Genomic DNA, 13,057 nt, shown 5'->3' with positions numbered 1-13,057 from the left:
GCGGGTTGGGCCCCCCCGCCCCGGGAAACAGGCGGCCGGACGTCACCGGATGATTCGGGTGCCGTCCGGGGAGTCGGTAAAGTCATGAGGCTTTCGGCCAGAGTTCCTCGATTTCGCGCGGCAGGATGCTGCGGACGTCGCCGATTTCGCCGGCGCCGATCCGCTGTTGGAGGACGGCGAACACGGCGGTCGCGCAGCGCAGCGGGTTCAGCGCGCCGGGGCCGGAGTAGCTCGACTGGATGCGGTCGAGAAACTGCTGTTTGTTGAGCTTTTCCGGCTTGTTTGCCGGGGACCAGCCCTCGTAGTAAATGCCGCGCAGAAGGGCTGGCAAGCCCGCCGCGAGATGAGCCGCTTCGTCGGCCGGGAGCCGGTCGCGCAGGACATGCATGACGGATCGCAAGGCGTGGTAAGCCGCCTGCCGGTTGTCGTCGTGCAATTCATGTTCGACGCTGACCAGCCACTCGTTGGTCTTCTGGATCGATGCGTTGATGTTGGATGTGACGGGGTCGTTCATTTGCGTGTCTCCTTATGGTTGAGGTTCCGCAAAACACCCTTTAAGCGCATGGATGGGAGGAAATGCGGCTGTGCAATATGGCACGCCTGCTGCGGGAAATCTAGAAAAAGATCACCCGCTCCGCACCACCGCGGCCGCTCAGGCCGGGCGGCAAAGCACGAAAGGCGAGACCACCAGCGCCTCGAATTCGGCATCGCCGTGCTCCCATTGCGCGGCGTGGAGGGCTTCGATTTTCACCAGATCGCCGGCTTTCAACCACGCTTCCACCTGCGCCGTCCGGTTGGCGGAAATCGCCGCGCCGACGTCTTCGAGCTCCAGCGCGGGATCGACGAAATACAGGCTGCCCTTGAGCGAGTGGGGCGCCAGATAACTCCACGGCACCTGGCCGGTGTAGTTGGCGAGCTTTTCGCCATCAGCCGGATCGGGAGCGGAGGGATCAATGCAAATCACGGGGGAGGGGATAGCAGAGGCGCCGCGATCCACCAAGCGGTGATTGAGGGTCACCGCGACGGTTGGGAACCATCTCTGTCGCGGGATACGGGCTGACCCCGCCGTCAGCGGGATTACGCTGCGAACGATCTTGGAATAAAAACCACGACCTCACCACGCTCCATGAAAATTCAACTGTTCTCGCTTCTCGTCATCGCCGTCGGCATTTCCTCGTTGTTATTCGTGATAACAGCGCAGCACCCGCGGCGTGATGCCGGTGAAAACTTCCCAGACGATGGTGTCGGCTTTGACCGCGATCTCGGCCACTGGAATGTTAGGTCCGAAGATTTCGACCTCGTCGCCCTCCGTCACGTCCTCGGCCGCGGTGACATCGACCATCATCTGGTCCATTGTGACCCGGCCGAGAATCGGCAGGCGGCGGCCGCGAATCCACACGTCCGCGGCGTTTCCCGAGACTTGGCGCGGGTAGCCGTCGCCGTAGCCGATGCCGACGGTGGCGACCCGCGTGGGCTTGGTGGTCACGAACTGCCGGCCGTAGGAAATCCCGTGTCCGGCCGGCATGCCGCGGACGAGCGTGACCCGTGATTTCAAGGTCATCACGGTGGCCAGCCGCTCCTGAAATCCGGGCAGCGGCGAGACGCCGTAAAGCATCAGTCCGGGGCGGGATAGGTTGCACAAGCCCTGGTCGAAACCTAACAAGCCTGCGCTGTTGGAAAGATGCATCCACTTGAACCGCTCCGCGCCGCCGAGCTCGCGAATGATCGCGTGGAACCGCTCGAACTGCCGCAAGGTGAACTCCGCGTCCTCATCCGCCGAGGGCAAGTGCGAGCCGATCCCTTCGATCTCCAGGTTTGCCATGCGCTCGAGCAGCGCGAGTTTTTCCGGCAGATGCTCCGCCACGAAGCCGCCGCGGCCCATGCCTGTGTCCACCGCGAGATGGACCTTGAGGCGCTTGCCGTGGTTGGCGGCGATGCGGTTGAAATGCTCCGCCTCATCGATCGAGGAAACGCACGGCGTCCACTCGCGGGCGACGATTTCCTCGCGCTCCTCCGACCAGGTCGCCCCGAGCAGATAGATGCGGGTCGCCACGCCCGCATTGCGGATCCGGCGGGCCTCGCCGACATTGGCGACGCCGAAAAACGCGATGTCCTCGGCCGCCAGCGCCTTCGCGATTTCCTCCAGACCGTGGCCGTACGCGCCGGCCTTCACCACCGCCATCAAACCGCCGCCGAACGCCTCGCGGGCGACGGCCAGGTTTTTTCCCAGCGCGCCAAGGTCGATCTCCGCCCAGGCGCGCGGCGGGGAAACAGGAAACGGTTCGTTCACGGTGGCGAGACTAGGTATTCCAGCCCGACTGGCAAGATTGGGATGATGGGGCATAGGTCGTATAGGACTTATACGACCTATTTATCTTCTATCCGTTGAGTTTTTCCAAGGCCTTTGGCAGGAAGACACCGTCTTTCCGGATCAGCTTTCCGTCAAACCAGATCTCGCCGCCGCCCCAGTCCTTGCGCTGGATGCTGACCATGTCCCAGTGGACTTGCGAGCGGTTGCCGTTGTCGGCGTCCTCGTAGGCCTGGCCGGGGGTGAAATGGAACGAGCCGCAGATTTTCTCGTCGAACAGGATGTCGCGCATCGGCTCGCGGATGCCGGGGTGAAAGCCGAGGGCGAACTCGCCGATGTAGCGCGCGCCTTCGTCGCTATCGAGGATCTTGTTGAGCTCCTTGGTGCGGGCGCCGGCCTCGGCCTTGATGATTTTCCCCTTGGAAAACTCCAGGCGGATGCCGTCGAAGGGGATGCCCTGATAGATGGTGGGGGCGTTGTAGAAGATGTGGCCTTCCACGGAATCACGGACCGGGGAGGTGAAGACCTCGCCGTCGGGGATGTTGTAGTTTCCGCCGGAGGTGAGCGTGTTGATGCCTTTGAGCGAGAAACGCAGATCGGTGCCGGGGCCTTTGATGTGAACGCTCTCGGTCTTGTCCATCAGCTTTTTGAGCGCGTTCATGGCGGGAATCAGCGCCTTGTAGTCGAGCAGGCAGACGTCGAAATAGAAGTTTTCAAATGCCTCGGTGCTCATTCCTGCCTGTTGGGCCATCGAGGAGGAGGGCCAGCGCAGGACGCACCACTTGGTTTTCTTGATGCGGTGGTCGAGGACGGGGCGCATGTGTTTCATGGCCAGGCGCATGCGGTCGGCGGGCACGTCGGAGTTTTCGGCGATGTTGCCGCCGCCGCGGACGGCGATGTAGGCGTCCATGTCCTTCATCTCGGCGAGCAGGTGCTTGGCGATGATTTCGTATTGGGAGTCCTCGGCCCCCTTGAACATTTCGCGGGTGACGCGGCTCTGATGGATCCTAACGAACGGCAGCGCGCCCTTCGCCCGTGTCTCGCGGATGAGGGCGAGGCCGATGGAGTCGGGGACGTCGTGGAGGTCGATGAGGACCTTCTCGCCCTTTTTGAGTGCGGTGGAATAGCGGACCAGTTGGCGGGCGAGGGCGTCGATGCGGGAGTCATGCATGGGTTTTGATTATCCGTTGCCCAGGAGGTTTCCAAGCGCCAAGTCGGGGAGCGGGGATTTGGCGCTTGGCATGGCGGGCAGGTCGCCTAAACCAAGCGCATGGTGCTCGGCGTTCTCGGTTCTGGTTCTGGTTCAAACATGCAGGCGATCCTTGACGCGATCGATGCGGGGACGCTCGACGCGCGCATCGCCATCGTGCTCTCGGACAACCCGGACGCGTTCATCCTGGAGCGCGCGCGCCAGCGCGGGATCGCGACGGGCGTGATCGACTGCCGGGGCTTCAAGACGAAGTTTCCCGAGGAAGCGCAGGCGGAAACGGCGCGGCGGCTGAAGAACGCGGGAGTGGAGCTGGTGTGTCTGGCTGGCTTTCTCCGCTTGGTGAAACGGCCGCTGCTGGATGTTTTCTCGGAGCGGATTCTGAACATCCACCCCTCGCTGCTGCCGGCGTTTCCCGGTCTGGAGTCGTGGAAGCAGGCACTGGAAGCAGGCGCGACCGAAGCGGGATGCACCGTGCACTTCGTGGACGACGGGATGGATACCGGGCCGGTGATTTTGCAGGAGGCCGTGCCGATTCTTGCGGGTGATACGGCGGAGTCGCTCCACGCGCGGATCCAGGTGGTGGAGCACCGGCTCTATCCGGCGGCGATCCGGAAGGCGGGCGAGGGGATTTTACCGCTGGTTGAGAAGGATGATAACGGCGAACACTAGCAGCACGGCGAGGACGGCGAGAGCGATTTTCACCCAGCTCAGCGGATGCTCGCCGGCCATTGTTCCGGTGTAGCCGTTGACGACGACCTGGAAGGATTTGGAGCCGTAGGTGTAGGTGGCGAGCCAGACGGGGACGAGGATGTGTTTGAACGTGCAGCCCTGATAGGTGGACTCGACTTGCAGGTTCCGCTGGGTGTCGCCAGGGACTTCGCGGGAGCAGAGTTGCTGGATGACGGCTTCCATCTGCTGCTTGCTGGTCTGCGAGGCCTGCCGCAGGTCGACCTGATAGCGCTCCACGGTCCAGCCGCGGACGTAGGCGGGTTCGTAGGGTTTGAGGTCGGTGAGGGTGGGGAAGGGCTCCACTTTCCTGAGCAGTGCGGTGTGGACGCCGACGGTTCCGGGGACGGCGTCGTCATCGAAGAAATGCTCCAACTGGCCGGAGCTGTCCTCCCAGCGGGTTTTGCGAACCTGGCGGGTGGCGGTCTTTCCGTTGGAGTCGCGATAGGTTTCCGTGACGTAGTAATGGTATCCGGATTCGGCGGTCCAGTAGGCATCGACGTGCGCGTCGAAGGTCCAGTAGGGCAGATAGATTCCGCACAGGGTGTCGGTGAGAGCGGCGCGCTTCAACTTCGACGGAGCCCACCAGCGGCTGCCATACCAGGCGCGGAGCTGGTCGCGGACCTGGGTGGCGGAAATCACCGCGGGCAGCAGGCTCTCCGGGGTGATGACGTCTGCGAGCTCGTCCACGGGGACGATGGACGGAGAGCCGCAGAAATCGCAGCGCTGGGCGGCGCGGTCGGGATCGGAAATGCTGATGGCCTGACAGCTCTCGCATTTCACGGATTTTTTCTCGGCCTTGAGCCCGCGCGTTTCGGGTTGGATCGCCGCGATGGCTTCTTCCAGATCGTGCTCGACGATTTGCGCGGCCAGCGCGTCCTCGCCGTCGGTCCATGGCAGGACGGTTCCGCAATACGGGCAGGCGAGCGCTTTTTTGGCCGCATTCCACTCGGCATCCCCGCCGCATTCCGGGCAGGGATGTTTCTTGAGCGCGCTGACTTCGGCCATGGTGGCGGTTACTCGGCGAGGAAGGCGTCGAGGGCGGCGCGGGAAATCCGATAGGCAGCGCCGATCTTCTTGCCTTTCAAGTCCCCGGCATCGATCGAGGCGATGACGTCGGCCTCGGACACGCCGAGGATTTCCGCGGCTTGGGCCGGGCTGAGGAGTTCGGGAAATCCGGCGGAGGAGGCGGCTGCGGCGGGAAGCGGAGGCGGCTGTTGCATGTTTTTCATCATTTCCTGCGCCATGCCGAAGCCCATTGCCATCTGGCCCGCAGCCGCAGCGGGAGAACCTCCACCATCGCCGCCCTTGGTCATGGATTCAGCCATTTGGAATTTCACGTAGTCGTTGAGGTTTCCGATGGCGCCCATGCTCGATCGCTTGTCGATGGCTGCCTCGACTTCCGGCGGGACGGAGACGTTCTCGACGATGAAGCTGGTGATCTCGATGCCATACTTCGCGGTGACCTGCGGGTTGATGAGCGGCAGCAAGGCGTCGCCGAGTTCCGAGTAGCGCGAGGCCACGTCGAGCGCGGGCACGCCGGCGGAGGCGAGCGCGTCGCTGAAAATGCTGACGATCCGCGAGCGCATCGTGTCGGCGAATTCATCGAGCCGGAAATGGTGGTCGGTGCCGGCGACCTCCTTGAGGAATACCGGCGGGTTCACGATCCGGAAATCAAAGGAGCCGAAGGCCCGCAGGCGGACGACGCCGAAGTCCGCGTCGCGCATCATGATCGGGTTCGCGGTGCCCCACTTGTTGCCGGTGAAGAGGCGGGTGGTGACGTAATAGACGTCCGCCTTGAACGGTGACTCGAAGCCGTATTTCCAGCCTTTCAGCTTGTTGAGGACGGGGATGTTATCCGTCACCAGCGAGTGCTTGCCCGGACTGAAGCAGTCGCCGTATTGTCCCAGATAAACGAACTGCGCGGCCTGGCTTTCCCGGACGATCAGCTGCGCGCCGTTCTTGATCGTCTTGTCCTCATCGGGAAAACGCCATGAGAGCGTGTCGCGCGAGTCGTCGTTGAATTCGATGATTTCCAGCAGTTCGCCTTTGATGAATCCGAGAATGTCCATGGTGTTTTGGTTTGGAGAGGTGTCTGAAATAGCCGGATTTCCGGGAGGATGATAGTGGAAGTCCCGGCGCTTATTCCAGCCCGCGCTCCGCGACTTCCTCCTCGTCCCAGCCGAGGTAGTGGCCGAGCTCGTGGAGGAAGGTGGTGCCCACTTCGTCGCGGTAGTCGTGCTCCTCCTCGCCGGTCCATTCCCACAGGTTCACGAGGAAAAGCCGGATGCGCGGGAGTTCTTCCAAGCCCGCCTCGTCCATCGCGGACGGGCCTTCAAACAGCCCGAGCTCGTCGCCTTCCAACTCCTCGTCGTAGGCGCCCTGGCCGGGTTTTTCCTCGAAGGCGACGGCCACTTTTTCCGCCGCGTCCTGAATGTCCTTCGGCAGGATTTTCACCAATGCCTTCAATTCCTCGTCCGCCCACGCGCTCAATGTTTCAAAATCCATGGCGGATGAATTAGCCGCTTCATCCGCCCGGCACAAGGAACTTGCGAAAATGCCCGCCTTGCGCCGCCGGGCACCCGCGCCACCTTCCCGCAGCCATGACCCTCCACACGCTCGAGCAGGAACAACGCCTGCCCATCTCCCTCGCCGCCGCCTGGGAATTCTTCTCATCGCCGCGGAACCTCGACGAAATCACACCCGACGCCCTCGGCTTCAAAATCGTCAGCCTGCCCGGCGAGAAGATGTATGAAGGTCAGATCATCACCTACAAGGTGAAGATTCTGCCCGGCGTCTGGGTGCCGTGGGTCACCGAAATCAAAGCCGTGGACGAGGGGAAATCCTTCGTCGATGAGCAGCGGTTCGGTCCGTATAAATTCTGGCACCACCGCCACAGCTTCGAGGAAATCCCCGGCGGCGTGGTGATGCGCGACCTGGTCCATTACGGCCTGGGCTTCGGTCCCTTCGGGGCGATCGCCCACGCGGTCTTCGTCCGGGCGAAGCTCAAGATGATCTTCGAGTTCCGGAAGCAAACGCTGGTGCAGCGGTTCGGGGTGCTTTGAGTGGCGTCTCGTCATCGGCCCATTCCGCTTGACGCTCTCTGCCCGCTCCTTCTAGCTAGCGCCCACGAGACCCGTCCCGTCGGACCGGCGCTCGTCCATCCCAACTCCAAACCTTCTCTCACCGTGGAACTCCAGGAAATCCGCCGCATCGTCGAACTCATGAATGAGCACGGGCTCACCCACTTCGACCTCACCAAAGGGGACTTTCACCTCAAACTCAAGAAAGGCGCGGACCTCGATGATCTCCGCGGCCTGCTCGCCTCGCTCCCGGCCGCGCAAGCCCCGTCACCCGCCGCCGCGGCTCTCCCGGCTCCCGCCGCAGCCCCCGCCGCACCTGTCGCCGACGGCGTGGAAATCACCTCGCCGATGGTCGGCACTTTCTATCTGAAGCCCGCTCCGGACGCCCCGAATTTCGTCGATGTCGGCAGCGTCGTCTCCATCGGCCAGACGCTTTGCATCATCGAGGCCATGAAGGTCATGAACGAGATCAAGGCCGAGCGCGCCGGCACCATCTGCGCCTACGTCGCGGAAGACTCCACTCCCGTGCAATACGGCGACGTCCTCTTCCGCATCAAGTGACGCTTCCTGTCCGATCAGTTTCCACTTCTCCAACCATGTTCAAGCGCGTCCTAGTTGCCAACCGCGGTGAAATCGCCCTCCGCATCATCCGCGCCTGCCGCGAGCTCGACGTCGAATCCGTCGCCGTCTATTCCGAGGCCGACGTCGATTCGATGCACGTCCAGCTCGCCGACGAAGCCGTCTGCATCGGCCCCGCCTCCAGCAAGGAATCCTACCTCAAGATCGACCGCATCATCGCCGCCGCGGAGATCACCGGCGCGGACGCGATCCACCCCGGCTACGGTTTTCTATCGGAAAACGCCCGCTTCGCCGAGATTTGCGCCAGCTCCGGCCTCACCTTCATCGGGCCGTCCCATCAGGTGATTTCCATGATGGGCGACAAGGCCACCGCCCGCGCCACCGCCATCGCTAACGGCGTGCCCATCACTCCCGGCACCGACATCATGCCGGACGCCGAAACCGCGCTCGCCGCCGCGAAAAAAATCGGCCTCCCGGTCATGATCAAAGCCACCGCCGGCGGTGGTGGCCGCGGCATGCGCCCTTGTTTCAAGGAAGAGGAGTTCATCAGCCTGTTCCAAGCAGCATCTAACGAGGCTGTCGCCTGCTTCGGCAACGGCGATTGTTATCTCGAAAAACTCGTCCTCAATCCCCACCACGTCGAGTTCCAGGTCATCGGCGACTCCCACGGGAATTTCATCCACCTCGGCGAGCGCGACTGCTCGATGCAGCGCCGCAACCAGAAGATCATCGAGGAATGCCCGTCGCCGCTGCTCACCCCCGAGCTCCGCGCGCGGATGGGCGAGGCCTCCGTCAGCCTGATCAAGAACATCGGCTATCAGAACGCCGGCACCATCGAATACCTCGTCGATGAGAAGGCCGAGAATTTCTATTTCATGGAAATGAACACCCGGATCCAGGTCGAGCACCCGGTGACCGAGGAGGTGATGGGCTGCGAGCTCATCAAGGAGCAGATCCGCGTCGCCGCCGGCGAGCCGCTCTCCCGCCACGTGCTCGAGGCCCAGCCGCGCGGCCACTCCATCGAGTGCCGCATCAACGCCGAGGACCCGTTCAACAACTTTACTCCCAGCCCCGGCACCATCGACCTTTGGTACGCCCCCGGCGGCAAAGGCGTCCGCGTGGACACCCACGTCTATTCCGGCTACACCGTGCCGCCGCACTACGACTCGATGATCGCCAAGCTCATCGTCACCGGAGCCACCCGCGAGATCGCCATCGCCCGCATGAAGCGCGCCCTCGGCGAGTTCATGATCCGCGGCATCAAGACGACCATTCCCTTCCAACAGGAAATCATCGCCCACCCGGATTTCGCGGCGGGGACGTATGACATCGGCTGGGTCGCGAGGTATTTGGAAGAGCGCGTGAAGTGAGAAGAGATAGGTCCTATATGACCTACATATATGACCTATAAGACCTATGAATGACCCGCGTCTCTACTGCATCCTCGACCTCGGCTATACCCCGGAGGCCTGTGCGGAAGAAGCCACCGGCTCTTTGTTAGCCGGCGGCGCCCACCTCCTCCAGCTCCGCGCCAAAGGCAAAGACCTCGCCACCATCGAACGCGTCGCCCGCCGCCTGCTTCCGCTCTGCCGCGCCGCCGGAGTTCCCTTCATTCTCAACGATTTCCCCGCTCTCGCCGCCGCCCTCGATGCCGACGGCGTCCACATCGGCCAGGATGACGGCCCGCTCGCCGCAGCCCGCGAAATCGTCGGTCCCGGCAAACTCATCGGCCGCTCCACCCATTCCCTCGGCCAGGCCCGCGCCGCCCTCGCCGAAGGGTTCGACTACATCGGTTTCGGCCCGCTTTTCCCGACCCCCACCAAAGCCGGCCGCCCGGCCATCGGTCTTGAGGAAATCGCCGTCATGGAGCGCGAAGTCGGCAGTCAAATCCCCGCCTTCTGCATCGGCGGCATCACCCGCCAAACCCTGCCGCAAGTCCTCGCCGCCGGAGCCCGCCGCGTCGTCATCGTTTCCGATCTCCTCACGTCAAGTGACGTCCAAGCCGCCACCCGCGAAGCTGCGGCTCAAATCATCTGACGATGTATTGAGGGCAGACCGCCCAAGATCACCAATGCGTCGCTGCGCGGAACAAATCCAGCCGCGCCGCGAGATCCTCTGACGACAGCTCTTCAAGCCGCCGCGTCGAGAACGCCTCGCACGTGAACGAAGCCAGCATCGAGCCTTGCACGATCGCCTGACGCAGAGCCGCCGGCGCGTAGGGAGGAGCCCCCTGCGCCGCAAGATAGCCCGCCATCGCGCCTAGGAAAGTATCCCCGGCGCCCGTCGGGTCCGCCACCACTTCCAGCGGCCAGGCGGATGCGCGGAACACCTCGATTTCCGAATCCCCGGACGACGAAAACAAAATCGCTCCGAACTCTCCCAGCTTGATCACCACATGCCGCGGGCCCTTTTCCAAAAGCAGTCGTCCGGCTTTGATCAAATTCGAAGTCCTCGCCAGCTCCCGCGCCTCGCCCTCGTTGAGCACGAACAAATCCAGCTGCGGGAGCACCTCGTGCAAGCGCTCGTTGGCGATCTCGATCCACAGATCCATGGTGTCCGCGATCACGAACCGCGAGCCCGCGGCGGCGCCGTTCCCGATCCCGCACTGGCCGAGCATTTCCATCTGGTTGTCCGGCGACATGTTCGCCAGCACCACGACCGCCGCCCCCGCCGATGCGGCCGGCACCTTCACCTGCCAGCTCTCCAAGACATTCAAGCCCACCCGGTGGGTCGTCCGCTCGTTCATGTTCGCATGGTATTCGCCGGACCAGGTGAACGACTCGTTTTCCGAGCGCTCCACCCCGTCGAGCGAGATCCCGCGCATTTCCAGCATCGCCAGGTGCTCCTGCGGGAAATCATGGCCGATGATCCCGATCAGCGACACCGACTGGCTGAAAAACGAAGCCGCCAGCGCCGCGTAAGCCGCCGACCCGCCCAGCAGATTGGCAGCCTCCGCGTCCGGAGTTTTGACGTGGTCGATGGCGATCGTGCCGCCGATGACAATGGCGGACTGCGGAGTGGTGGCTGGGGATGACATGGAATCAATGGTGGATGGTGAGGATGGCGGACCCAATCGGTGGGAAATCCGCCGCCGCTTTCTAATCCCCAAATCACGTTCTGCAATCCCCAATCGCGTGCGGGAGAAGCACGGGCCGGTCATCGATCTGGAGATGCACGGTGCCGATCGTTTCCTCGTCGGCGATGAAATCCGAGATCTCGCCCGGCTCGACCAGCATCAGCGCGGTGGACCAGATTTCCGCCAGCGTGGCGGTGGGCGCGGTGACCCACACGCGGCGGCAGGGCTCGGCGGGCATCGCGGTTTCCCCGGCGGGGTGGATGATGTGGCTGCCTTGGATCGCGGTGCCCGAGGCGCTGAGGGATTGGTTGAAAAGGGCGATGCGTTCTGATTCCGCGTCGCCGGTTAGTTCGACCGGCCACGGGTGCGGGCCGAAGGCGAGCATCGAGCTGGCGCCCGCCGTGAGCAGCCCGCCTTCCGCGCCCCAGTCGAGGAGCCGCAGCCGGAGCTGGTCGAGCGCGAAGCCCTTGCCGATGCCGCCGAGGTCGATCTCGCGGCCGGGCGCGCCGCAGGTGACGGCGGGGACGTCCGGATGGATCGTGAGCTGGCCGGTGAGCGGCGGGACGGGTCCGGAGTCGCCGGACTTCCGGTGCTCGATGCGGCTGCCGAGCGTGATGTCGAACAAGCCGCCGGTGCGGGCGTAGGCGTCGAGCGCGGCTAACAAGCACTGGTGGGTGAGCTCGTTGATGTAGAGCGTCTGGCCGGCCTGCATGCGGTTGATGAGCGAAACGTCGCTGTCCTCGATGAAGCGGCTGAGACGGGCTTCGAGGAAATCGAGATGGTCGCAACACTCCCGCGCCATGTCGCGCGCGGTGGCTTCCGCGGCTTCGCAAATCCGCAGGTAAAAGGTCGTGTTCATCGCCTCGTGGGTGAACAGGCGGGCTGTTGGAAAAGGCGTCATTTTCCGGATAGCATCCATTGGTTCCAGATGTCGTTTCTGACGAACAGGATCACCGGCACTTCCGCGCGCAGGCCGCGGGGCAGCGCGGTGTGGGATTGTGCGAGCTGGTTCGCCACGGCCTCCGCGGTTTCCGGCATGGCGAAGACGAGTGGCATGGAGGCGAGGTTGTCCGGCGGCAGCGGCCAGTAACCGATTTTTACGAACGAGCGCAGATACCACGGCAGCGGCCAGTAATCCGAGCCGATCACCGCCACCGGCTCCAGCGAATTTCCGGGCGCTGACTGGCGGAGTTGTTCCAGCCACGGCGCGAGCGTCTCGATGTCGGGACGGGTCGGGACGTAGGCGAGGGGATTGCGCGCGTCCGAGGCGAAGCGGCCGGTGGCGCGTCTTGCCTGGGTGAACTGGGTGACGAGACAGGTGCCGGCCAGCAGGCTGATTGAAATTTTCAGCCACAGCCGATGCGTGGAAAACCCCGCGACGCTGAAGCCGGCGAGCAGGCAGACTTGCGCCCACGGCAGGCAGGCGAGCCACGGCGTTTTGTAGGCGATGAGGCTGTAAATCACGAAATGCCCGGCCGCCGAGTAGCCGATGAAACGGACGACGGGTCGGCGGAAGTTGGTGGCGAAACCTAGCAGTGCGAGCGCCGCCACCGGCGTGCCAAACCACCAGACGCCGCCGGATTTCGCGGGCAGCGCGAGCAGGTGGAAATAATAGCCGAAGGGTTTGTCATGTCCGGCCACGGTTTCATAAACGAAGAAGGTGCGCACCGCGTCGATCGCGCCGTGCGGCTGGCGGAAGCCGTCGGTGTAGAACCATCCCGAGACCAGCGCGGCGGTTAGCAGCGAGGTGGCGACGGGGACGCGGTATTCCCGCCACGTGGAAATCCACCACGCGCGGTCGAGCTGCCTGCGGTTTTCCAGGGCGACCATCACCGCCGCGCCCGACCACGCGATCATGCTGATGGCGAAGCTCTCCTTGGTGGCGAACATCAGGCCGACGAGCAATCCCGGGACGCCCCAGCGCGGCGCGCGGGTCAGCGAGACCAGGGCCAGCATCCCGAACAGCACCAGCAGCGACTCGTGGATGAACATCCGGCTGTAGTAAACGAGCAGCGGGGAAGTCGCCAGAACCGCCGCGGCGAGAAGCATCGGGCCGTCGCCGAAGCGCCGCCGCC

At 63.7% G+C, this 13,057-nt stretch carries 14 protein-coding genes and 1 pseudogene; 5 read left to right on the top strand and 10 right to left on the bottom strand.

The window, feature by feature from the left end:
- Positions 1 to 82: 82 nt before the first annotated feature.
- The 4 genes from AC4DF4_RS15335 to AC4DF4_RS15320 form a co-directional block, all read right to left on the bottom strand.
- The gene (locus AC4DF4_RS15335) at positions 83 to 514 is read right to left on the bottom strand and encodes a DUF2267 domain-containing protein (RefSeq protein ID WP_490048986.1); all 432 of its coding nucleotides are present in this window, start codon (positions 512 to 514) and stop codon (positions 83 to 85) included.
- Between the two features lie 138 nt (positions 515 to 652).
- Positions 653 to 964, bottom strand: coding sequence for a DUF2288 family protein (locus tag AC4DF4_RS15330; protein WP_490048985.1), 312 nt, complete (start codon positions 962 to 964; stop codon positions 653 to 655).
- A gap of 216 nt (positions 965 to 1,180) precedes the next feature.
- Positions 1,181 to 2,290, bottom strand: coding sequence for an alanine racemase (alr, locus tag AC4DF4_RS15325; protein ID WP_490048984.1), 1,110 nt, complete (start codon positions 2,288 to 2,290; stop codon positions 1,181 to 1,183).
- A gap of 88 nt (positions 2,291 to 2,378) precedes the next feature.
- The gene (locus AC4DF4_RS15320) at positions 2,379 to 3,479 is read right to left on the bottom strand and encodes an aminopeptidase (protein ID WP_490048983.1); all 1,101 of its coding nucleotides are present in this window, start codon (positions 3,477 to 3,479) and stop codon (positions 2,379 to 2,381) included.
- A 99-nt stretch (positions 3,480 to 3,578) separates the two neighbouring features.
- Here AC4DF4_RS15320 and purN point away from each other — a divergent pair, with 99 nt between their 5' ends.
- Complete coding sequence (gene purN, locus AC4DF4_RS15315) at positions 3,579 to 4,187, top strand: phosphoribosylglycinamide formyltransferase (protein WP_490048982.1); 609 nt, start codon at positions 3,579 to 3,581, stop codon at positions 4,185 to 4,187.
- Here the strand turns inward: purN and AC4DF4_RS15310 are convergent.
- The 3 genes from AC4DF4_RS15310 to AC4DF4_RS15300 all read right to left on the bottom strand — a co-directional run bounded on the left by AC4DF4_RS15310 (position 4,149) and on the right by AC4DF4_RS15300 (position 6,752).
- Positions 4,149 to 5,252 (bottom strand): zinc ribbon domain-containing protein, encoded by a 1,104-nt coding sequence (locus AC4DF4_RS15310; RefSeq protein ID WP_490048981.1) that lies wholly within the window; start codon positions 5,250 to 5,252, stop codon positions 4,149 to 4,151. The genes purN and AC4DF4_RS15310 overlap by 39 nt on opposite strands.
- An 8-nt stretch (positions 5,253 to 5,260) precedes the next feature.
- Positions 5,261 to 6,316 (bottom strand): SPFH domain-containing protein, encoded by a 1,056-nt coding sequence (locus AC4DF4_RS15305; RefSeq protein WP_490048980.1) that lies wholly within the window; start codon positions 6,314 to 6,316, stop codon positions 5,261 to 5,263.
- A gap of 70 nt (positions 6,317 to 6,386) precedes the next feature.
- Positions 6,387 to 6,752 carry a metallopeptidase family protein gene (locus AC4DF4_RS15300; protein ID WP_490048979.1) on the bottom strand — a complete coding sequence of 122 codons (366 nt, stop codon included), beginning with the start codon at positions 6,750 to 6,752 and terminating at the stop codon, positions 6,387 to 6,389.
- Between the two features lie 95 nt (positions 6,753 to 6,847).
- Here AC4DF4_RS15300 and AC4DF4_RS15295 point away from each other — a divergent pair, with 95 nt between their 5' ends.
- The 4 genes from AC4DF4_RS15295 to thiE all read left to right on the top strand — a co-directional run bounded on the left by AC4DF4_RS15295 (position 6,848) and on the right by thiE (position 9,943).
- Positions 6,848 to 7,309 carry an SRPBCC family protein gene (locus AC4DF4_RS15295; RefSeq protein WP_490048978.1) on the top strand — a complete coding sequence of 154 codons (462 nt, stop codon included), beginning with the start codon at positions 6,848 to 6,850 and terminating at the stop codon, positions 7,307 to 7,309.
- A 123-nt stretch (positions 7,310 to 7,432) separates the two neighbouring features.
- Positions 7,433 to 7,888: an acetyl-CoA carboxylase biotin carboxyl carrier protein gene (gene accB, locus AC4DF4_RS15290; protein WP_490048977.1), complete on the top strand. Its 456-nt coding sequence runs from the start codon at positions 7,433 to 7,435 to the stop codon at positions 7,886 to 7,888.
- A gap of 35 nt (positions 7,889 to 7,923) precedes the next feature.
- Positions 7,924 to 9,276 carry an acetyl-CoA carboxylase biotin carboxylase subunit gene (gene accC, locus AC4DF4_RS15285; RefSeq protein ID WP_490048976.1) on the top strand — a complete coding sequence of 451 codons (1,353 nt, stop codon included), beginning with the start codon at positions 7,924 to 7,926 and terminating at the stop codon, positions 9,274 to 9,276.
- Between the two features lie 46 nt (positions 9,277 to 9,322).
- On the top strand, positions 9,323 to 9,943 hold the full coding sequence (thiE, locus tag AC4DF4_RS15280) for a thiamine phosphate synthase (RefSeq protein WP_490048975.1): 621 nt from the start codon (positions 9,323 to 9,325) through the stop codon (positions 9,941 to 9,943).
- Between the two features lie 28 nt (positions 9,944 to 9,971).
- Here the strand turns inward: thiE and AC4DF4_RS15275 are convergent, their stop codons facing one another.
- The 3 genes and pseudogenes from AC4DF4_RS15275 to AC4DF4_RS15265 all read right to left on the bottom strand — a co-directional run.
- Positions 9,972 to 10,943: a PfkB family carbohydrate kinase gene (locus tag AC4DF4_RS15275; RefSeq protein ID WP_490048974.1), complete on the bottom strand. Its 972-nt coding sequence runs from the start codon at positions 10,941 to 10,943 to the stop codon at positions 9,972 to 9,974.
- Between the two features lie 73 nt (positions 10,944 to 11,016).
- Positions 11,017 to 11,883, bottom strand: a complete 867-nt coding sequence (locus tag AC4DF4_RS15270; protein WP_490048973.1) for an FAD:protein FMN transferase — start codon at positions 11,881 to 11,883, stop codon at positions 11,017 to 11,019.
- A pseudogene (locus AC4DF4_RS15265) lies at positions 11,880 to 13,057 on the bottom strand (hypothetical protein); the annotation flags it as partial. The pseudogene AC4DF4_RS15265 and the gene AC4DF4_RS15270, both read right to left, overlap by 4 nt.

This window comes from Luteolibacter sp. (assembly GCF_058122085.1).
The sequence above is the reverse complement of the archived record's forward strand: the minus strand, read 5'-3'. Positions and strand labels throughout refer to the sequence as shown.